Origin of the sequence: Psychrobacter sp. KH172YL61, from assembly GCF_007182895.1 — a bacterium.
Classification (GTDB): domain Bacteria; phylum Pseudomonadota; class Gammaproteobacteria; order Pseudomonadales; family Moraxellaceae; genus Psychrobacter; species Psychrobacter pacificensis.
In genome coordinates this window covers 3,007,141-3,028,419 of the sequence record NZ_AP019516.1, presented here as the reverse complement: position 1 = coordinate 3,028,419, position 21,279 = coordinate 3,007,141, and the positions used below count along the sequence as shown (strand labels likewise).

The following is a 21,279-nucleotide window of genomic DNA, read 5'->3' as shown; positions in this document are numbered from 1 at the left end:
ATCTTTTAGAAATCAGCTTTTCCTTCAAAAAAATAGCAAAATGACCAATGTAGTGTTTTACCGCTTCTAGAACGTTCCTGAGTAACCTTAACAATATTTTTTGTTTCGATGTTTTGATAAGTTAAATTAGAGCCTCTATCAATGTCACATTGATTGTCATTTCTCTCATCAATATTTCTTTTTTCTTTGATAAGCTCCCATTTTTCAGAATTTTTAAACCTGTTATTTAACTGTGTACCACTAGTTTTCACTGGGATAAGACCATAGTTTTTACCTTTAAAAGTATCAATGTACTTATCAACTCTATAATATCCTTCTTCCATATAATATTATCCTATGTTTTTATCTAAGCTTTATAGAGCAGATTGAATTTGAAAATGACGTGAAATTAGCTTTTGCAAACCCACGTCATAATTTGATCCATTTTAAGTTTTTAACTACTCAACAGCCAAAAAGTCTGGCAATTCTGCCGCTTGTTTCTCAAGTTTTTTCAATTTCTTTTACCGAGGCCGCCTAATACATCAACTGCATGACGCAAGCGAGTCAGAGTCATGTCAGCACCGATAATCGCCATAGAGTTCATGACTGGCGTCGATGAAGTGCTACCAGCAATCGCGATAAAGAACGGCGCCATAAAGTCACGCATCTTGATATCAAGGTGAGCAGCAAGGCCTTTTAGTGTGGCATAGATGTTTTCTTCTGACCACGTTGGTAGGGTCTCAAGCTGCCAAAGTGCTAATTGCAGCATTTCGATAATCTGCTCAGGCGAGAGTGACTTATGGGTAAAGCTCTCAGCGTTGATGTCAGGTAGGTTTTGGAAGTAGAAACCACCCCAATTAACCGCATCAGACAATAGCTCGATACGTGGCTGAATCGCCGCGGCGATAGCAGTCAGCTTGTCACTGTTGCTGGCCCATTCAAGGATTTTATTTTTTAGCTCTTCAGGGGTGAGCGCGCGTAGCCACTCGCTATTGACCCAGTTGAGCTTTTCGATATCAAAAATCGGACCACCAAGCGACACACGCTGAATATCAAAGCTTGCAATCATCTCATCTAAGGTAAATTTCTCAGCATCATTGGGCATGGAGTAACCCATACGACCGAGATAGTTGAGTAACGCTTCAGGCAGCACGCCTGCATCACGATAGTAAGTGATAGAGGTTGGGTTTTTGCGCTTAGACAGTTTTGATTTGTCAGGGGTTGCGCAGTAGCGGCATGTGGCAGAGGGTCGGCATTTCCCAGCCAAAGTAGTCATATAGCAGCTGATGCTTGGGCGCAGAGTTCAGCCACTCTTCACCGCGCATGACGTGAGTGATTTCCATCAAGTGGTCATCGACGACGTTGGCGAGATGATAGGTTGGCATACCGTCTGTTTTTAGCAGTACTTGCATGTCGACTTGGGTCCAAGGGAACTCAACCGTACCGCGTAGCATGTCTTGTACCTGACAGGTGCCTTCGGTCGGCACGCGCATACGAATCACGTGTGGTTTGCCCTCGCTTACTAGTTGCTCGGTTTTTTCTGGAGCAAGATGTGCGCAGCGACCGTCATAACGCGGCGTCTCGCCATTGGCCATTTGCTCAGCGCGCATGGCATCGAGCTCTTCAGGGGTACAAAAACAGCGGAACGCATGGTCTTTTTCTATGAGTATCTCGGCGTGTTTTTTGTAGATATCACTACGCTCGCTCTGACGATAAGGGGCGTGCGGGCCGCCAATATCTGGACCCTCGCTCCAGTCTAGGCCAACCCAGTGCAAGGCATCCAAAATCATTTGCTCTGATTGCTCAGTCGAGCGCGTCTGATCAGTGTCTTCGATACGTAAGATAAATTCGCCGCCATGTGCTTTGGCAAAAGCCAAGTTAAATAGTGCAATATAGGCCGTGCCTACGTGTGGAAAGCCAGTTGGTGATGGGGCGATACGCGTGCGTACAGGGCGCTTGCTGTCAGTAGAGGTTTGCATGATAAAAGTCTCAAAGTTTACTATCAATATAGGCTATTAGTATAAATAGCGATGAAAGATATGAAGAGGGTGTTAAGAAATAGCGTAAAATATAGCGCTAGTATAACAGAGACATGTGATATTTTTAATGAAAAGCCCTTCTAGTGCTTGACTACCCGTGTATCCTTGCGATAATAATGCTAGGCAAGTCATAACTTGTTTATTTTCATCCAATTACTGGCCAGTATGGTCGTCATCTATTGAGTTGTTTGTGTCCCTATCTAAATCTAAGTCAAATGCTAACGCTAACCATTCTTCAGTCGCGGCTGCTCCTAAGCCTGCGATCAGCCCCTCTTCGATAGAAAATGATGCAGCTCAAAACCTGCAATCGTCAATGGAAGATTCTGCCCCGTCTAATAAGCTGGATTTTGTCCACGATGCGGTGCTGCTAGAGGAGACCGTCGCTGCCGTGCTAGGGGTAAAATCCCTACCCAAGCAAAAAAGACGGCGACCAAAATGGCTTAAATATAAGCGGTATATACGTTGATGCGACCTTTGGTCGTGGCGGTCATAGCAGGTTACTATTAAGTCAGCTTGCCGATGACGCCACACTGATTGTCTTTGACAAAGATCCGACAGCCATTAGTGTGGCGCAGGAATTGGCAAGTAAAGACAGCCGTGTGCATGTGGTTCATGACAGCTTTGCAACGTTGACAGATAGTCTGGCTGCTATGGGCATTAGTGAAGTGGATGGCTTGATGGCGGATTTGGGTATTTCATCACCGCAAATTGATGATGGTAGCCGCGGTTTTAGCTTTATGCGCGATGGGGCAGTGGACATGCGTATGGATACCAGTCGCGGCCAGTCAGTTGCCGAGTGGCTTGAGCAGGTTGACGATGAGACATTGGCCAATGTGCTTTATGAATTTGGTGAAGAGCGTCATAGTCGCCGTATTGCTCGCGCTATCAAGCAAATGGACAGCTACGAGTCTACGCTTGAGCTGGCAGAGGTAATCAAAGAGGCGCATCCCAATTGGCAACGCGGCAAGCACCCAGCCACGCAAAGCTTTCAGGCCATGCGTATTTTTATTAATAATGAGCTGGGCGATGTTGACGACTTTTTAGCGCAAAGTATTGCTATCTTAAAGTCAGGCGGGCAGCTTGCGGTCATTAGTTTTCATTCATTAGAAGATCGCCGTATTAAGCAGTTTTTGCAGCGACATAGCAAAGGGCAATATCCAGAAGATGAAAATCTACCGATGCCGCCCAATCGTCCGCGCTATTTTAGCAAGCCAAAACGCGTTGGCCCCAGCAAAGCTGAAACGAGCCAAAACCCGCGCGCGCGCAGTGCATGGTTGCGTATGGCAACTCGCACCGACACAGAGTATCAGCAGACGGCCGCGCCATAAATCATGGATGAAAACACGGAGTAAATCGCATATGATTGCTATTGTTTGTCTGAATGATGCATAAATGTCTTAATCGCTACGCCACTGTTAAAAAGCTGTAAATATTGTCTGTTAGGCTCAGCAAATAATTTTCCGTCATTTATTAGTTGAGAGTGTCTGAGATATCAAGCGACTCAGTCATTCTTTACTCTAAAATAACGTGATTATTTATTCGACCTATTCGACTTTGCAAGATAGCAGGTTTAGTAAGACAGCAGGTTTTGATATGACATATCGCTATAGCGGCAGGCTGTTGCCGCTATAAGACGGTCATCTTTGGTTTTATTTTTATCAATGGTATGGCTGAGCAATGATGCGTTCATTGCTTGCAGACCATTATCTACTTTATCGTTTACGTTCACTTTTTGAGATCGTCATGGCAATATCTGACAAACCTGCAAACCGCCGCACCGCCGCGCCCTATAACACCGATATCGGCGAGCTATTCGTGCGTCGGTTCAATGTGGTGAGCATTTATGTGGTCGTATTACTGCTCTTGGCAGCTGCAATCGTATGGAGCGGCATCAAGACTGCCGAAGCCGTTCAGCAATATCATCAGGATTATAAAACCTTGCAAGACATGAAAAAACAAGAGCGTAAGCTACAAATAGAACATCAGCGTCTATTGATTGAGCAGCAAACCTTTAGCGCCACGCCGCAAATCGCCAGTCGTGCAGTGGCGGAATTGGGTATGTACTCACCGACACTAAAGGATAAGCTGATTATTCAGCCTGGTGTCGCCACCGCCTTGGCACCAGTAGTCTCTGATGACGACGATGAGTTAGATTTAGATGTGGTCGGACCACGAGCTTCTACCGATATCTCCCTGAAGAACCGGTAGCGGAGGCAGGACAATGAGCGACAAAAACCTAAATCCACATCAGCAAAAAATACCAGCAAAAAACCAGCCAGTGGCAAGGTGACCAAACCATTACGCCGTGCGAGCGCTGCCAAATCTGGACAAACGAGTGATAAAGCGGCAGGCAGTCGTAAAGCCAAATTATTTGATCGTATCAAAAGAGTGACACGAAAGGGACGCATGCTAGTGCCAGAAACCCAAAGAGCAAAAGAGGGTTTTTGGGTAAAGCCTCTGGCGCCTCGTCTCGTGGCGGCTTTGAGCAGGATAAAAACCGTTTTCGTACCGTTTGGGGTTTGGCGCTGGTTATATTGGTGCTATTGATTGGCCGTGCCTACTATATTCAGGTGGCCAACGCGCAGTTTTATCAAGACAAAGGTAATGAGCTCATTACCAGTGAGCGTACGCAAAAATCCTATCGCGGTATGATTACTGACCGTAATGATTTACCACTTGCAGTGAGCGCACCGCTGGCGACCGTGTCATTTAGCCCGCATGATTACGCGAGCGAATACTACGAGCTCAAACGTATTATCTTGACCAATCCTAACAGTCCACAATTGCAGGCGCGTATGCAAAAGCGTTTGGACAATATGGATCTGACGACGCTGGCTGCGGCTGCCAACATCTCTGTCGATGAGCTAAAAAAAGCCACGGCAATCGATGACAGTATTGATGTGACCGATGAAGCAGCAGTCAAAGCGGCGCTGCCCTCTGGTGCAGGCTCGCATTATTTACCCCTTCTCAATAAAGTCACACCTGAGATTGCACAAAGTGTTAGCTCGCTTGATTTCCCTGGTGTCCATGAGAAAAACTTCTTTCAGCGTTATTATCCGCAGCCGCAGTCTAATGCGCAGCTGTTAGGATTTATGGGGCAAAACGCCAACGACCCTGAGGGTGGTTACGAAGGACGTGCTGGTATTGAGCGCCAGTATGAAAAAGATTTAGCAGGCGACGATGGCAAAGTGCTTGTTTTAAAAGATGCCAAACAAAACAGCTTAAAAGAGATCAAGCAACTTGAACCTGAGATACCAGGCAAAGATGTGGCACTGACGATTGATTCGCGGTTGCAATACTTGCTCTACAAAGAGCTAGAAAAAGCAGGGCGTCTGCAAAAGCGCGCTGGTCGACGGGTATGATCGTCGATGTACAGACTGGTGAAGTACTGGCGCTCTCCACATGGCCATCATTCAACTCAAACAATCTCAATGAGATGACCGGTGAAAACCAGCGTAACCGTGCGCTATTGGATGTGTTTGAACCCGGTTCAGTGATGAAGCCCTTTACCGTTGCGGCAGCCTTAGATTCAGGCAAATATACGCCGACCACTTTAATTGACACCAATCCTGGCTCAATTCGCGTGCGTGGCTATACCATCCGCGATCATAATAACTTGGGCATGATCAACATGGCGACGCTATTACAGAAGTCTAGTAACGTGGCTTCAACTAAGATTGCGTTGTCGCTACCGCCTGATGCCATTACTAATATGCAACGACAGTTTGGCTTTGGTTCAAAAACGCCTTTACAGTTCCCAGGTGAGGGCAGTGGTCTGATTGTGACGCCAAAAGAGAAAGAGACGTCACGCCGTGCGACAGTCAGCTATGGTTATGGTTTACAAGTGACACTAGCGCAGGTAGCGCAGGCTTATTCAGCCCTCGCAGCAGGCGGAGTGATGCACCCGTTGACTTTGATCAAAGATGACAAACCGCAACCAAGCAAACGCATTATGGCGCGCGAGCAGGCGATGTCTATTGTACAGATGCTTGAGAGCGTGACCGAGGCAGGTGGAACAGCTAGAGCCGCCGCCATTGACGGATACCGTGTGGCAGGCAAGACGGGTACCTCGCGCCGTATCAACCCAGAGGGTGGCTATTATTCTGACCAGTATCGCAATGTCTTTGCTGGTATGGCACCAGCGTCTAATCCAAAGCTTGTGGGCGTCATGCTTATTGAAGATCCGCGCGGTCAGATTTATGCGGGTCTAACGGTCGCACCTGTGTTCCACAACGTGATGAAAGAAGCGTTACGATTGTATAATGTGCCTTTAGATAAGCCGCTCAAAACAGAACCACAGTAGGCGTTCAATGATTTTAAGTAGTCAGCTCTTTAAGGGCTGATTTGTATTAACTGTTTAGGATTTGCTCATGACCATGCCTACCTTATCGCCAAATAGCGCCACTGTTACGACGGCCACTCTACAGCAGCTTATCGATACTAGCGATAATAGGCTGGCGCAACAGCTAACCGCGATGATCGCAGCATCGGTTCAACAGGCGTCGAGTCAGTCAGGGGCGGATCAGATTCAATCAATTGCTCATATTCCTTTTCAGCAGTTCCAACTAGACAGCCGTCAACTATCCAATAATGACGTATTCATCCCTTTTAAAAAGCCACAATCCAAATCACCAAAAGAGCCGAAATTATTTGCTACAAGCCGCTGAGAAGGCTGCTTTTGTCCTCTCAGAGATGGATCCTGCTGCCTTGATTAGCGAAGCAAATACCCCTCTGAAGATGGATGGTGAGTCTAACGCACAGCAGCAATTAGCAGCGCTGCCGTGCCCAATCTTATACGTCCCTAATATTCGTGATTTCTTAGGCAGCTTAATCCAAGCATATTTGCAATATCAGCAGCCAGTGACCCTGCCAAAGGTAGTCGCTGTCACGGGCACCAATGGTAAAACCACCATCAGTCAATTGGTGGCACAGCTGACCCAATTAACAGGCATGAGCAGTGCAGTGATGGGTACGGCAGGTAATGGTCGCCTTGGCGCTTTGGTGCAAGCCAGCCATACCACTGGAGACGCCTTGGCTGTACAGCAGTTTTTGTATCAAATGGGTACCGAGAATGCTGAAATATTGGCATTAGAGGCCAGCTCTCATGGTCTGGATCAGCAGCGTTTACAAGGCGTGCCAGTTAGCATTGCGATTTATACCAATCTGAGTCGTGACCACTTAGACTATCATGCTGATATGGAAGAATACGCGTCTGCCAAAGCCAAACTATTTGATAAAGCTCACTTCCCAGATTTGACCCATGCCATCATCAACGTCGATGATGAACATGCTCATATTATGTTGGATACAGCCACTGCTAGTGACTTGACGGTATGGACGTATAGTCTAGAGTCTGCAACATCTGCTACTTTTGTCGCTGCTGATATCGAGCCAAGTCTACAGGGCGTCAAGATAAGTCTGCGTACTGACTTTAATGATAAAACAGTTGGTGATGAGAAAACGGATATTATCGAGATTGTCAGTCCACTATTAGGGCGCTTTAATGTTGCTAATTTGCTTGCCGCTATCGCAGCAGCAGTAGCGACTGGTACTGTTGCTGGTACTAAGTCTGCTACTAAGTCTGCTACTGATTCAAATGTGGATATTGGACGCATTGCGACTGCGGTCACGCAGCTACAAGGTGCAGTTGGGCGTATGCAGCGCGTGCCATCGAATGATGGCTGTTTTATCGTTGATTATGCGCATACGCCAGATGCCTTAAGTCAAGTGCTGGCGAGCCTGAAAACTCACTGTAAAGGCCAGCTATGGGCAGTGTTTGGTTGTGGCGGTGACCGTGATGCAGGTAAGCGCCCACTGATGGCGCAAGCGGGCCTCACAGGTGCTGATCAAGTTGTCTTGACCGCTGACAATCCACGTACCGAAGACCCTAATGCCATCTTACAGGATATGCAGGCTGGGATGAGTGCTGAGCAATATCAACGTACGCATATAGAACCTGCTCGCCAAAAGGCCATTGAATATGCCGTCAGTCAGGCAGGTCCAGACGATATTGTCGTCATCGCCGGTAAAGGCCATGAGACCTATCAAGAGATTAATAACGTCCGTTATGATTTTGATGACAGTGTGATTTTGCAGCAGGCGTTAGCGCAAGCGGGCCGTATATAGTCGAGTGATTATCGATACCCCTATTATCAAAAAATTAAACATTAAATATAAAAATTGAGTAGTCATTATATAAGGTAACCATTATGACAGCCGACAACGATAACACCATCCAGTCGCAAGGGCTTTATGTCTGGCAAATGGATAATATGCTCGAGGCGACAGCGTCGCTCGATGGTCACTGGCAATTGCCACAAGACTATACAGATGCAGGCCAGCCAGCCCTAGCCAGTCAGCGTATTGCGACCGATACCCGTACGATAAAGCCTGGTGATATCTTTTTGGCGTTACGTGGTGAGAACTTCGATGGTCATGACTATATCGATATGGCAGCATCAAAAGGGGCCATTGCTGTCATTGTGTCTCGTCCTATCTTATCTGAGTCAAATGCGATTCCGCAGCTGGTTGTCAGTGATACCCGTTTGGCGTTAGGGCAGCTGGCAAGCTATCGTCGCCAGCAGCACCAAAATCTGACCGTGATTGCCATTACAGGCTCTAGCGGCAAGACCACTTGTAAAGAGATGCTGGTGGTATTTTTGGTCGCCTTGCACCGACATTGATTACCCGTGGCAATCTCAATAATGATTTGGGTGTGCCCATGATGCTGCTTGAGTTATCAGACCATCACCGCTATGCCATTTTAGAATTGGGTGCCAACCACATTGGTGAGATCGCCTATACGACTGAGATTGTGCGCCCTGATGTGGCCTGTATCCTAAATATTGGTACGGCTCATCTGGGTGAGTTCGGTAGCCGTGAAGGTATTTGCCAAACCAAGGCGGAGATTTATCACACCTTAACGGATGCGCAGTTTGCGATTGTTCCTGATAAAGACGATTTTACCAATCAGTTACGCCGCATTGCTGAAAAGCACACGTCACATGTGATTGGGTTTGGTAATACCGATGTCAGCGCAAGCCATTTAGATGTAGAACCAGAGCGTAGTGAGTTTAAGCTACATATCGGTAATCAGATTCATGATATCAATTTGCCATTAGCAGGCGAACACAATGTCAATAATGCTTTGGCTGCTGCAGCCTGTGCGCATGCATTAAATATCAACGTCAGTGATATTGTTATCGGCCTTGAAAACGCGCGTCCAGCCAAAGGTCGTCTGAACAGTCAGATACTGGGTAAGCACCGTCTGATTGATGATACGTATAACGCCAATCCACACTCGGTACGCGCCGCTGCCAAAGTATTGGCTGCACAAACGGGTACGCAAGTGATGGTGTTGGGTGATATCGGCGAGCTAGGAGAGGCGGCAGTTAGTGAGCATCAAAGCCTCGGCCGTACTATCGCGACCACAGGTATCGATGTGCTGCTCTGTGTTGGCGAATATGCCAAGGCCACCGTTGCTGGTGCGAAAGAGGTTGCTGATATCAATGCTCAGGCATTCGCAGACAAAGACAGTTTATTACAGTATTTACAGCCGTATTTGCAAGCGCAACAAGCCAAGCCTTGTACTGTGTTGTTCAAAGGCTCGCGTTCCATGACAATGGAAACACTTATTCATGCGCTAGTAGAGGAGTAGGCGGTGTTAGTTTGGTTGTTTGGCTGGCTTGGCCAGTATTATACACCGTTTTCTGCGGTTTCTTCATTGACGTTGCGAGCGCTGCTTGCGGTTATCACAGCGCTTGTGTTTAGTATGTTTTTTGGTGGGCGGGTCATTCAGCATCTGCGTGCGCTCAAATACGGTCAGGCCATTCGCAATGATGGGCCGCAATCGCATTTGGTCAAGACTGGTACGCCAACCATGGGCGGGGTATTGATTCTCAGTGCTATTGGGGTATCGACTCTGCTATGGGCACGTTTGAACAATCCTTATGTGTGGATTTTGCTCGTTGTTATGGTGATCTTCGGTGCTGTAGGGTGGGCGGATGATTGGCTCAAAATCAAGTATAAAGACCCTAAAGGTCTGATTGCGCGAAAGAAATATTTTTGGTTGTCGATGGGCGCATTATTCGTCGGCGTCTCTTTATACTACATCGCCACACTACAGCCGGATATCAACACCACTCGCGAGATGCAGGACTTGTTGATACCGATCTTTAAAGATTGGATGATTCCATTTTCGGCAGTACCTTTTGGTATTGGTTTTATTATCTTTACCTACTTTGTGATCAATGGTGCGTCCAATGCGGTTAACTTAACCGATGGCCTGGATGGCTTGGCAATCCTACCAGTAGTGCTTATCGCAGCAGGCTTGGGTGCGATGGCTTATGTGTCAGGCGATGTGCGCTTTGCGGATTATTTGCATGTTCCGTACATTCCCTATAACTCTGAAGTCATTATCGTTTGTGGTGCTATGGTCGGGGCGGGTCTTGGCTTTTTATGGTTCAATGCGCATCCTGCACAAGTATTTATGGGTGATGTGGGCGCGTTGGCACTGGGTGCGATGCTCGGTACAATTGCCGTGATGACGCGACAAGAGATTGCCTTTGCCATTATGGGTGGTCTATTTGTCGCTGAAGCGCTATCAGTAATGCTGCAAGTTGGCTCTTATAAATTGCGCAAAAAACGCGTTTTTCGTATGGCTCCCCTACATCATCATTTTGAAGAAATTGGCTGGAAAGAAACGCAAGTGGTGGCACGCTTTTGGATTATCGCCATCATTCTCGTCATCCTTGGGCTAATGACTTTGAAGCTGCGTTAGAAAAACAAGCCTCAAACATACCTAACTTTCCTGCTTAGAAGCCATCTCGATGATTATTGAGGTGGCTTTTTATCGTCTAAGCAACACGAAATTTGTTAAAATGTGGGTCATATTGCTATGACGTTGAGATACCTGTGTCCTTATTTATTTGCCCACTTTGCCAGTCGCCACTACAGCCTGCCGCAGATACTTGGCGCTGTGACGGTAGTTTGCACCCCAAAAACACCTCACACCCTTTTGATGTGGCTCGCCAAGGTTACGTCAACCTGTTGCCTGTACAGCAGAAGAAATCAAAAGCACCTGGCGACAGTCAAGACTCTATCAATGCCCGTAAGCGATTTTTGAGTCATGGTCACTATGGGCCGTTACAGAATCTGATTAGCCAAAAGATGGCAGCGCTACTGTCAAAAAGTGAGGCCATAGAGGAGCAGGATACTCAGTCTGTGAATTGGCTTGATATTGGCTGCGGCGAGGGCTACTACACGCAGGCAATGGCACAACTGGGCTCAGGTATTATTGATAACTTACTCGCAGCGGATATCAGCAAACCTGCATTGGTGGAATTGGCTAAAGTGAGTAAAGCGGCAGGTCGTCTTTGGTATCAGCGCAATAATACTAACGCTGCCAAAACAACGGTGATTTATCCGTTAGTGACCAGCGCCGCGCATCTACCGTTACGCTCTCATAGTGTGACGGGTATTAGCAGTATTTTTAGTCCTATTTTACCTGAAGCGTTCGCTGAGGTATTGGCCGATGATGGTTATTTAATCATTGCCAAACCAGATGCCGGACACTTGGCGACGATGCGAGATGCCTTATTCGATGATGTGCGTGAGCATGATTCTGATAAGTTTTTACACGAGTTGGCGCCATACTTTACGTTGATGGGGACTGACCATGTTAGTACAGAGATGACATTATCAGCGGATGATTTGGCTGATTTAATGACCATGACCCCGTATGCCTACCGCGCACGTAGTGAAAAAAGACAAGCGTTACTGGAGCTTAGTAAGCACGCGCCATTTAATACAGAGGCCAAGTTTGTGGTTTATATTTTGCAAAAAAAGGCGTCCAGTTGAGAGCCTTTTAATATTTTTGTTACGGCATCCACTAATCAGTATTCTTGTAGTAGCCAACCGCTACCAAAGGCAAAATACTCTCGAAACCATGCATTGTAGCGAATAGACAGTGGGGTTGGGCTGGCAAGCGTGATTGGTTGCGTATAACCTTGATGGAGGGCAATGGCGGCTGCGCGGATGGTATGAAAGTCGCTGGTGACAATCGCAATCGGTACCTCTTTATCAATACCATGCTGTTCAAGTATGATTTGGCTGTACGCCAAATTCTCCTCAGTACTGGTACTTTTCCCTTCTTGATAGATACGATCTAGTGGAATGTCATGTGCTTGCGCCAAGTAAGTCGCCATGATGTCCGCCTCACTGCGCGTGTGCTCATAGCCCACACCGCCACTGGTAATAATCAATGCCTGTGGTTGCTGCTCGATCAGTGTTGCTGCCGTATCTAAGCGACTAGCTAAGGTAGGGGTCGGCTTGCCATCGACCGTCCCAGAACCGAGTACAATAATAGCTGCTACAGGTGGCAAATCTTGTTTGCCCTGGGCAATCTGCTGCTGCAATGAATAAACAAAGAGCAAAAAGCTTATGAACCATAACCCAAACGCTAGCCACAATCCGTACCAAATACGTCGCAGTAAAGGATTCTTAGCAAGTATTTTTATAATTAAAGGAGCACCTAGTCCATGCCCTACAAAAACCACGCCTATCAAAAAAGGCAGCACTGTACCAAAATTAACCTTATCTACGGCCATCAGAGCAGTACAGTCAATGATGAGTATGGATCCAAGCGCTATCAATACGATACGTAATAATCCAAACATAAATTTTTTATCCTGTCAGCACTGATAGATCAATCACGCTTTTTATATAAGTGTCAAACATTCAGCATCAAATATTAAACGCTACAGCCACATCAACAGCGACCAAAAGCGTTATACATACTTCTAGGTCTGCCCGTCTATTTACACCAGTGGCACAACTATTCAACTGTCTGCAGTTTAGTGGACGAATATGCCAAATAACGGTAACAATCGCAACCTTTCTTCAAGTTTCATAAAGCTACTTAATACGAGAACCAGTTATCATTTTCTTTGTCGATAGAGCGATGCTTTATCGTAATACTTCATAAGGTATCTTTAATCATCATTTATTGATATGAATTACATTAGGAAAAACAATGAAAAAGATAATAGTAAGTTCGATTTTAGCCGCTACCGCTTGTTTATCTATGGTTGGTCAAGCCAACGCTGCACCTGACTACTCAAAGTCTCATGCCGCTCAAGTACAGCATCAAAAGCATGATGCTAAAGCCAAAGTAGGTAGTAAACATAAAGTTGTCAAAAACAAGGCAAAGGTATCACAGCAAAAAGCAAAAATAGTGGCTGCCAAGCATAAAGCACAAGAAAAGCATCAAGACAAATATCAGGGCAAATATAAAAACGATAAACAAAGCAAAAACGACTACAGACACCGCTCTTAAAAGTGATATCTGATTATTTAAAAATGACGCCCTAAGTAGGCGTCATTTTTATGTGCAATGGTTTGGCTAGTAGTTGTGATATATCTGGTCTTGTATCTCTATTTGAAGAGATATTACGGTTTAGCAGATATGCAAAACGCTCACACCTTAACGTTTCTTAAACTTTCATCAAGCTACTTAACATAGGAACTGGCTATGATAAGAGGCAGTATTAACATCGTCTGCGCGCGCTAGTTATCTCAAGTAGTGCTTTTCAATCAAACCAGTGATGTTAAATATTCATTGACTGTCCTAAATAATCATCTTAAAAATCGACTGAGAGCGCCCATGAGACAAACCTTGTTCGTACTATTTATCACCTTATTCAGTGTAATAGGCTACTTAGCCAACGCGATGGTACCAAGCATTGCTTTTGCAGAAGCAGTAAACGCGACTCCAAAACCAGTCAAGTCTGCTGAAACGAAAAAAATCAGACGAGACTGCCGCATAAATTTGGGGTTGAACAAGTTACATATGAATCTAAGTGACAGTGAAAAGAAGCAATAAAGAGATGTATAGGCAGTAAACAGCTGTAGGTTTAGATATTAGCAGCAATAGAGCAGTGATATGAGCCAGCAATATTCTTTATTGGTGGTTTTTTTGATAGATAGGATAAAAATCACCATTTAGGCAGCATTAGACGATCAGACTGACAGTCTTACTGTTAAGGTGTCTGGATTTTATTTAGGATAGAGTATGACAGTACAGAAAAACTAGTGCGTTTCTCAGAATAGATAAGATTGGCGGTGAAGGAGGGATTCGAACCCTCGATACGCGATTAACGTATACACACTTTCCAGGCGTGCGGTTTCAGCCACTCACCCACTTCACCGTTTTTTGAACGCCTAAGTATAGCGGATACCATTTAAAATGTCACGACTTGCGCGCTATCTTTCTTTATTGCTAACTGCCTGCTAGGGATAGCAGATACGCAATGATGAGTATAAATGGTTGAAGATTGAATGATAAGTTTCCGTGAGCGCACATATGGACTTAAACACAGCATACTAATGACTGTCATGACAGTTGCAATAGGTATCACTCAGGCGCATGCTGATGATTTCACGCAGTGTAGCCAGTCCTTTATGGTGGTATCTATCCTGAATTTACCAACACCAAGCTAAGTAATCAAACACAAACACTATGCATGGATGGCTTTGCCGTTATGTACTCTGGTGTATCACGGACACCGCTCTGGTCAGCAGAACATCTAGATCGCACACGTCTGCAGCAAGCCAAACAGATCGACCGCGAAGACAGTTTTCACGAAGAAAGCAAGCTCCCAGAATCAGCACGCGCGTCATTAACTGACTATTCAGGTTCTGGTTATGATCGCGGACACCTAGCACCAAATGCCAATATGGCAACGCGCAGCCAACAGTATGATAGCTTCAGTCTGGCCAATATCGCGCCGCAGTCGCCGCGCAATAATCGTTATATTTGGCGCAATATCGAATCGGCAACTCGCTATTTGACCCAGCAATACGGTGAGGTTTATACCATTACTGGCGTCGCATTTACCAATACTAAGACCAAGCAGCTTGCCAATCGTGTGCTTGTACCCAGCCATTTTTTCAAAGCAGTGTATATACCCGCGACCAATCAGGCAGGGGTATATTACGCACCAAATGACGAATCTGAACGCATTGATGTTATTAGTATCGATGAGCTGACCGCTGAAACCGGTATCGATGTCTTGCCGATGTTGGACATTCAAACTAAGCGAGAAGCATTGGATTTGCCATTGAAGGCAGGGGGAGAGTTCAGACACAACTGATGCGCCAGCTCAGGAGCCGGATTGGATGCTATTCGTCTGGGCTATTTTGGAGTGGTTACTTTCGCAGTTAAAGGCATAGAGCAAAACGTAGAATACTTTTTGAGTTTTAAATACACCATAAGGATGCACACATGATTGACCCATTCGCCAATGATCACCAAAGCATGCAGGTTGGTGATCTTGTTATTGAAAACCAAAAGGACAAAATCATCATCTATGGTGATCTAGACCTGACTTTGGATGCATCCGGATATGAACACGCTCAGCAATTGCATGAGCTAATGAGTCGGGTCATAAACACATTTGAAAGTAAAAACCTTTATAATAATAATGATGATAAGTCAAAGGAAAATGATGACCAATTCGGCAAAGATATCGACAATCCCTTCTTGTAAGTCTTTGATATGGTTTTATTTTATAGAAATAATAAAGTATAAAAAAAATTACTAGGCAAAGTCGGAAAATTGATTATAATGAGTCAAGACATCGCTTATGTCGCTCAAAATCTTTGACAAAGAGTTATGAGCAATATCGATAACCTACGCTTTATAAGTAGAGAGTCGCAAAGCTTGTAATAAAAGATTCTAGCAAAGGATAAGCATAGGACATCAGAAACATAATGTTTCGAGCAATCATTGTATGAAGGGGAGTCAATCTATGAAATTATTTACAAAAACCACGTTAGCCGTTGCTGGTATTGGTATTGCTAGTATGGCATTTGCTGCTGACCCATTAGCCAATACGACTTGGCAGACATATGATGAAGGCAAGCCAAAAGGTACGGTAAAAATTACTGAGTCAAATGGGGTACTGACAGGTACGCTCATTGCTACTAACTCAGCCAAAGGCAAAAAGCATATAGGCAAGACCATTATTAGAGGTCTAAAATCTGATGGCGGCGGTAAATACAGCGGTGGTACGATTACTGATCCTGAAAAAGGCAAAGATTATCGTATGACGGCAAATCTAAGTGGTAATACTTTGAAGCTAAGAGGCTATATTGGTCCATTCTCTCGTAGCCAAGAGTGGAAAAGAAATAAGTCGATCAAGTAGTTTTTTATCAGATCTGTACTTAATAGATAAAATCCCGCACTACCGAAAGGTACTGCGGGATTTTTTATGTTTTATATTTTATTGTATCAGTAAGGGAGGTTACTCAATAAAATAATAAACGCTGACACTACGGTAAGTAGTATCAGCGTATCGAACGATAGGGTTTAGACTATTAAGAGATCTTATCTGATAAATTCTGGATAAGCTTCCATACCACACTCTGCAATATCAGCACCTTCGTACTCATCTTCTTCAGAGATACGGATACCGATGACAGCTTTGATGATGACCCAAACGATGAAGCTTGCAACAAATACCCAAGCAAAGATGGTCGCAGCGCCTGTAATCTGACCGATAAAGGTAGATGCTGGGTTGGTAATTGGTACGATTAGTAGACCAAACAGACCAACCACGCCATGAACTGAGATTGCACCCACTGGATCATCAATTTTGATTTTATCTAACGCTAAGATTGATAATACGACGATGACACCAGCGGCAACACCGAAAAGAGTGGCTTGTAGCGCAGAAGGGGTTGATGGCTCTGCAGTAATGGCGACTAGGCCGGCTAATGCACCGTTTAGGAGCATGGTTAGATCCGCTTTACCAAAGATGATACGAGCGATTAACAGAGCGCCTACAGCACCGCCAGCAGCAGCAGCATTGGTATTCAAAAAGACCATGGCAACAGAGTTGGCACTGGCGATATCGCCAAGTTTTAGTACTGAACCACCGTTGAAACCGAACCAACCCATCCATAGGATCAGCGTACCAAGCGCGGCTAGTGGAAGATTGGCGCCAGGAATCGCACGTATCTCACCGTTAGGACCGTATTTACCTTTACGGGGTCCTAGGAGTAATACACCTGCTAGAGCAGCAGCAGCGCCCGCCATATGGACGATACCAGAGCCTGCAAAGTCAGAGAAACCCATGTCACCTAGGTTAAATAATCCAAAGACATCGTTGCCGCCCCAAGTCCAACTGCCTTCTAATGGATAGATAACACCAGTCATGACAACAGCAAATAATAAGAAAGCCCATAGCTTCATACGCTCAGCAACAGCACCTGAAACGATTGACATACAGGTTGCTACAAAGACAACTTGAAAGAAAAAGTCCGAGGCTGCAGAGTAGACGGAGTCACCACTAAAGCCATTTTCGGCAGAGGCTGCTAACGCGTCTTCTACCAAGGTGTCGCCGCCTGCAATTCCGCTCAAGAACAGATCGCCACCATACATAATAGCGTAGCCGCATATCATGTACATGATACTGGCGGTTGCAAATAGCGCGACATTCTTAGTTAAGATTTCGACCGTGTTTTTGATCGGACCAATCCGGCCTCTAACATAGTGAAGCCAGCTGCCATCCACATGACCAACGCCCCACAGATCAAAAAGTAAAACGTATCGAGCGCATACTGGAGCTCAAAGATTTGACTTTCCATTTAAATTCCCCCTTGAATTTACAATATAGATATCGGTATGACCGATAGATAAAAATGCAGTAAGAGCCTTTCTCTATAAATCGATGTTTATAGATATGGCCTCAAATCTAGATAGCATCAGGTCCGGTTTCGCCCGTACGGATACGAATGACTTGCTCAAGCGCAGTGACGAAGATTTTGCCGTCACCAATCTTGCCAGTGCTAGCGATACGAGTGATTGCTTCAATAGCAGGTTCGACCATCTCGTCGATCACAGCGACTTCGACTTTTACCTTAGGTAAAAAGTCCACCACGTATTCTGCGCCGCGATAGAGCTCTGTGTGACCTTTTGACGACCGAAACCTTTGACTTCAGTGACGGTAACACCTTTAACACCGATGTCAGAAAGCGCTTCACGCACATCGTCGAGCTTAAACGGTTTTAAGATCGCAGTGATTAGCTTCATAAAAAATTCCTTATTTGTGTGATGCCGCAGATTGATAGAGGCATTATAGTGCATCGTCGTATCTCTGCTTTGCTTACGATAAGTTATTCAAGAACTGTGCCAACCTACTCAAGGGGGAGGTAGAATTGGGTTTATTTATTCAAAAATAACCGCGGTTGCAACAGAGTATATGGGTGACGATGTAATGATGAGAGCCATCATTATAAACATAGTAAAAGCGAATCAACCTTTAGCGTTTGGTTAATGAAAACTTTATTATAACCAACTTTTTAGGTGCTTGGGGAGGCTATCCCTCTATTTCATGTGACGATTTGCTAACTTGAGTTTAGTAATAAAATGAACGTTTGATGACAGCTGATTAAAGCTAAATAGAGGAGAGGTCGCGGTAAGCGGCAGAGACCAAAAGAGTCATTGGTGCTCTGCGCTTATATAGATAGGCTATGTGTGTAGATAAAACGATGCTTAAGCCTTAGGAAAAAGGAGGTACGGTGTTTTGGTGCTGCCTAATAACTTCTTAGTATCGCTGCCTTGTAGCAACTCACGTAAACGCGATTGGCCAAACGCGCCTGTTATGAGTAGGCCGATATCGTTTTGGTTTTGGTAGTAATTTAAAGCCGCCGCAACATCACGGCAGTCTAATAATGTTTTTTAGATTTGATACCTGCTTGCTTGAGCTTCGCGTATGCTTCACGTAGGGCGTCACAGTTATCAGAGGTTTCTTTACCGATCATGACAATATGAATGGTCAAGGCACGCACGAGCGGAGTTTTACACAACCAATTAAGTAACTTATGGCATGTTGGACTGTTGTCAAAAGCAAACAAAGCGGTAGTAGGGGGCAAAAATGGTGCATGTGTCACCAAAATGGGGCAGTGGCTGACTCTAATCAGTTGTCCTAATGTCGATTTGCACGTGACATGATGACCGATGACGATCAATTGTGCCTTGTCATCGACGTAATCGATACTCTGGTTCAGGTTTTCATGACGATGCAAGGTATAAGTTTTAAGCTTATGAGGCTTTTGCTCGCAATACGTGGTAGCTTGAGACAATAATAGTCTGCCCTGTGCTTTTAGCTCACAGTTGCCCAAATGCTCTTTGGTTGTGAACTGCTCAAGCAAGGCATTTTCATCATCGATATTGAGACAACCAGAATAATTGACCGCAGCTTTTTGCTGTAAGCTTGGGACTGAATGTAGCAGTCCTACAGGCGCGCGCAAGCGAATAGAAGCCCACATGCTGGCCTCTAATACAGCTTGAACATGATCAGGACAGTCCAAGCAAGCAATGACACTATCTGGTTTTAAGTTACTCATAAAACGGCCACATCATTCTAATCATCAAAATCAGCCACTCAGCGTAGGGCTAAGGCATCACGTACATACCCAACTCTTTTGACCAACGCAGCTGTCTATTTATCCATCTTATCCATCGATTCACAAAACCTTGCCATACAACCTTGCCATACATCAATGACAAGTTAGACGTAGATTTGCTTAATCTAATAAGCCAATATCTCGGCGATCGTGAATAGAGAAGCGGTCAATCAGTGTTCGACTCGCATTGTTGAGTCCTACCACTTTGACATTAATACCTTCACGTTGCAAGCGCATGACCAGCTTGTCCAAGGTATCAACAGCACTGATGTCCCAAAAATGTGCATGGCTGACGTCAATTTGAATGCTGTCTACCGCTTCTTTGGTATCAAAGCTATTCAAAAACTGCGTCGTAGAGGCAAAGAATACCTGTCCTTGAACATAATAATAACGGGTATTGCTACTATCATCGTACTCACTGAATATGGTTAAGAACTGACCAATCTTATTGGCAAATGCTAAGGCAGATAGCAACACGCCAACACCAACGCCATAAGCTAAGTTGTGCGTAAAGACAGTGGTCAATACCGTCGCTAGCATCACTATATTGAATGACATAGGGTGCGTTTTGAATTCGCGAATAGATTGCCAGTTAAACGTGCCAATCGATACCATAATCATGACAGCAACGAGGGCTGCCATCGGAATTTGGCTGACCCATTCACTCAAAAACACCACCATGATAAGCAGTACTACACCTGCGATCAAGGGTAGAAAGGCGCGTGCGTCCACCGGATTTTACATTAATCATTGACTGACCAATCATCGCACAGCCTGCCATACCACCGAAGAAACCTGACACCACGTTAGCTATGCCTTGACCACGGCACTCTTTGTTCTTATCACTTGGCGTATCGGTCAGCTCATCGACAATCGTCGCAGTCATCATAGACTCTAATAAACCCACAATGGCAAGCGCAATAGAATAAGGAGCAATAATCAACAATGTATTTAGGTTTAATGGAATATCAGGCAATAAAAACACAGGCAACGAATCTGGCAAATCACCCATGTTACCGACGTTACGAATATCAAGATTCATATACATGGCGACCGCTGTCAAACCAACGATACAAATCAATGGAGAGGGAATCACACGGCCTATTTTAGGGATAAGTGGAAACAGATAAATAATTGCCAAACCCACAGCCGTCATGATATATACCGTCATACCGACACGTTCAGTCATGGGATTTAATTCTGGTAACTGGGCGGCGAATATCAATATTGCCAGTGCGTTGACAAAGCCAATGACGACTGAGCGCGAGACAAAGCGCATCAAATTACCGAGCTTTAGGATGCCCATGACGACCTGAATGACGCCGCACAATAAGGTCGCAGCCAGTAAATACCGCAAACCATGATCGGCAACCAAATCAACCATGACTAAGGCCATAGCACCCGTTGCTGCCGAAATCATACCTGGACGACCACCGACAAAACTAATCACGACCGCGATACAGAATGAGGCATATAGGCCGACTTTTGGATCAACACCTGCGATAATAGAAAAGGCAATGGCTTCTGGAATAAGCGCCAAGGCGACAACCAAGCCCGATAAAACGTCACCGCGAACGTTGGAGAACCACTCGTCACGCAAGTTATCAACAAAAGATATCATAAGTAAACTACATAGGGTTAGAGGCAAAAAAGTAATCATTACTCATTTATAAAATGATCGTGTCACTAAAAATAGCTATTCATTTTTTCTTTTACGTCAACATGCACAGGTCATGTTGCCGTGTTGGAATGTGAAAGGTCAATCATAAGTATGTCTACTGATTTTTTTGGT

At 45.1% G+C, this 21,279-nt stretch carries 12 protein-coding genes, 1 tRNA gene and 7 pseudogenes; 11 read left to right on the top strand and 9 right to left on the bottom strand.

Annotated elements, in window-relative coordinates; all coding sequences use genetic code 11:
* Window positions 1-5: 5 nt before the first annotated feature.
* Both PKHYL_RS16135 and gltX read right to left on the bottom strand, forming a co-directional pair.
* The gene (locus tag PKHYL_RS16135) at window positions 6-323 is read right to left on the bottom strand and encodes a hypothetical protein (RefSeq protein WP_071002753.1); all 318 of its coding nucleotides are present in this window, start codon (window positions 321-323) and stop codon (window positions 6-8) included.
* A 173-nt stretch (window positions 324-496) separates the two neighbouring features.
* Window positions 497-1,958: pseudogene (gene gltX, locus PKHYL_RS16130) on the bottom strand (glutamate--tRNA ligase); the annotation flags it as partial.
* Window positions 1,959-2,331: 373 nt separating this feature from the next.
* On the opposite strand from gltX, the pseudogene rsmH reads away from it, so the two are divergent.
* Window positions 2,332-3,346: pseudogene (gene rsmH, locus PKHYL_RS16120) on the top strand (16S rRNA (cytosine(1402)-N(4))-methyltransferase RsmH).
* Window positions 3,347-3,588: 242 nt separating this feature from the next.
* Here rsmH and PKHYL_RS16115 read toward each other — a convergent pair.
* Window positions 3,589-3,747 carry a hypothetical protein gene (locus tag PKHYL_RS16115; protein WP_167669394.1) on the bottom strand — a complete coding sequence of 53 codons (159 nt, stop codon included), beginning with the start codon at window positions 3,745-3,747 and terminating at the stop codon, window positions 3,589-3,591.
* A 14-nt stretch (window positions 3,748-3,761) separates the two neighbouring features.
* Here PKHYL_RS16115 and ftsL point away from each other — a divergent pair, with 14 nt between their 5' ends.
* The 6 genes and pseudogenes from ftsL (at window position 3,762) to PKHYL_RS16075 (ending at window position 11,876) form a co-directional block, all read left to right on the top strand.
* Window positions 3,762-4,226, top strand: a complete 465-nt coding sequence (gene ftsL, locus PKHYL_RS16110; protein ID WP_240365607.1) for a cell division protein FtsL — start codon at window positions 3,762-3,764, stop codon at window positions 4,224-4,226.
* 78 nt (window positions 4,227-4,304) lie between these two features.
* Window positions 4,305-6,321 (top strand): annotated as a pseudogene (locus PKHYL_RS19125) (peptidoglycan D,D-transpeptidase FtsI family protein).
* A 67-nt stretch (window positions 6,322-6,388) separates the two neighbouring features.
* Window positions 6,389-8,144, top strand: a pseudogene (locus PKHYL_RS16095) (UDP-N-acetylmuramoyl-L-alanyl-D-glutamate--2,6-diaminopimelate ligase).
* Window positions 8,145-8,227: 83 nt separating this feature from the next.
* Window positions 8,228-9,675 (top strand): annotated as a pseudogene (locus PKHYL_RS16085) (UDP-N-acetylmuramoyl-tripeptide--D-alanyl-D-alanine ligase).
* A gap of 3 nt (window positions 9,676-9,678) precedes the next feature.
* Window positions 9,679-10,797, top strand: coding sequence for a phospho-N-acetylmuramoyl-pentapeptide-transferase (gene mraY, locus PKHYL_RS16080; RefSeq protein WP_071002759.1), 1,119 nt, complete (start codon window positions 9,679-9,681; stop codon window positions 10,795-10,797).
* 128 nt (window positions 10,798-10,925) lie between these two features.
* Window positions 10,926-11,876, top strand: coding sequence for a putative RNA methyltransferase (locus tag PKHYL_RS16075; protein WP_071003737.1), 951 nt, complete (start codon window positions 10,926-10,928; stop codon window positions 11,874-11,876).
* Between the two features lie 35 nt (window positions 11,877-11,911).
* On the opposite strand, the gene PKHYL_RS16070 is transcribed toward PKHYL_RS16075, so the two are convergent.
* Window positions 11,912-12,694, bottom strand: a complete 783-nt coding sequence (locus PKHYL_RS16070; RefSeq protein ID WP_071002760.1) for a YdcF family protein — start codon at window positions 12,692-12,694, stop codon at window positions 11,912-11,914.
* Window positions 12,695-13,050: 356 nt separating this feature from the next.
* Here PKHYL_RS16070 and PKHYL_RS16065 point away from each other — a divergent pair, with 356 nt between their 5' ends.
* Window positions 13,051-13,353 carry a hypothetical protein gene (locus PKHYL_RS16065; protein ID WP_071002761.1) on the top strand — a complete coding sequence of 101 codons (303 nt, stop codon included), beginning with the start codon at window positions 13,051-13,053 and terminating at the stop codon, window positions 13,351-13,353.
* A gap of 780 nt (window positions 13,354-14,133) precedes the next feature.
* Here the strand turns inward: PKHYL_RS16065 and PKHYL_RS16060 are convergent.
* Window positions 14,134-14,224: transfer RNA gene (locus tag PKHYL_RS16060), tRNA-Ser, on the bottom strand.
* A 315-nt stretch (window positions 14,225-14,539) separates the two neighbouring features.
* On the opposite strand from PKHYL_RS16060, the gene PKHYL_RS16055 reads away from it, so the two are divergent.
* From PKHYL_RS16055 to PKHYL_RS16045, 3 genes are all read left to right on the top strand, one after another.
* Window positions 14,540-15,169 (top strand): DNA/RNA non-specific endonuclease, encoded by a 630-nt coding sequence (locus PKHYL_RS16055; protein ID WP_240365602.1) that lies wholly within the window; start codon window positions 14,540-14,542, stop codon window positions 15,167-15,169.
* 131 nt (window positions 15,170-15,300) lie between these two features.
* A complete protein-coding gene (locus PKHYL_RS16050) occupies window positions 15,301-15,564 on the top strand; it encodes a hypothetical protein (protein ID WP_071002788.1) in 264 nt (87 codons plus the stop codon).
* A 262-nt stretch (window positions 15,565-15,826) separates the two neighbouring features.
* Entirely contained in the window at window positions 15,827-16,222 is a 396-nt protein-coding gene (locus tag PKHYL_RS16045) for a DUF2147 domain-containing protein (protein WP_240365601.1), read from the top strand.
* Window positions 16,223-16,404: 182 nt separating this feature from the next.
* On the opposite strand, the gene PKHYL_RS16040 is transcribed toward PKHYL_RS16045, so the two are convergent.
* The 4 genes and pseudogenes from PKHYL_RS16040 to PKHYL_RS16025 form a co-directional block, all read right to left on the bottom strand.
* Window positions 16,405-17,592: an ammonium transporter gene (locus PKHYL_RS16040; RefSeq protein ID WP_240365600.1), complete on the bottom strand. Its 1,188-nt coding sequence runs from the start codon at window positions 17,590-17,592 to the stop codon at window positions 16,405-16,407.
* 181 nt (window positions 17,593-17,773) lie between these two features.
* A pseudogene (locus PKHYL_RS16035) lies at window positions 17,774-18,111 on the bottom strand (P-II family nitrogen regulator).
* Window positions 18,112-18,746: 635 nt separating this feature from the next.
* The gene (locus PKHYL_RS16030; protein WP_240365599.1) at window positions 18,747-19,427 is read right to left on the bottom strand and encodes a universal stress protein; all 681 of its coding nucleotides are present in this window, start codon (window positions 19,425-19,427) and stop codon (window positions 18,747-18,749) included.
* 180 nt (window positions 19,428-19,607) lie between these two features.
* Window positions 19,608-21,108, bottom strand: a pseudogene (locus PKHYL_RS16025) (SulP family inorganic anion transporter).
* Window positions 21,109-21,279 lie beyond the last annotated feature (171 nt).

What these genes read in the sequence shown, in the direction of transcription:
- PKHYL_RS16030 (WP_240365599.1), bottom strand. Translation starts at nt 19,427, where the DNA reads ATGAGTAACTTAAAACCAGATAGTGTCATTGCTTGCTTGGACTGTCCT.
- PKHYL_RS16065 (WP_071002761.1), top strand. Translation starts at nt 13,051, where the DNA reads ATGAAAAAGATAATAGTAAGTTCGATTTTAGCCGCTACCGCTTGTTTA.
- PKHYL_RS16050 (WP_071002788.1), top strand. Translation starts at nt 15,301, where the DNA reads ATGATTGACCCATTCGCCAATGATCACCAAAGCATGCAGGTTGGTGAT.
- PKHYL_RS16070 (WP_071002760.1), bottom strand. Translation starts at nt 12,694, where the DNA reads ATGTTTGGATTATTACGTATCGTATTGATAGCGCTTGGATCCATACTC.
- PKHYL_RS16045 (WP_240365601.1), top strand. Translation starts at nt 15,827, where the DNA reads ATGAAATTATTTACAAAAACCACGTTAGCCGTTGCTGGTATTGGTATT.
- PKHYL_RS16055 (WP_240365602.1), top strand. Translation starts at nt 14,540, where the DNA reads ATGGATGGCTTTGCCGTTATGTACTCTGGTGTATCACGGACACCGCTC.
- ftsL (WP_240365607.1), top strand. Translation starts at nt 3,762, where the DNA reads ATGGCAATATCTGACAAACCTGCAAACCGCCGCACCGCCGCGCCCTAT.
- PKHYL_RS16135 (WP_071002753.1), bottom strand. Translation starts at nt 323, where the DNA reads ATGGAAGAAGGATATTATAGAGTTGATAAGTACATTGATACTTTTAAA.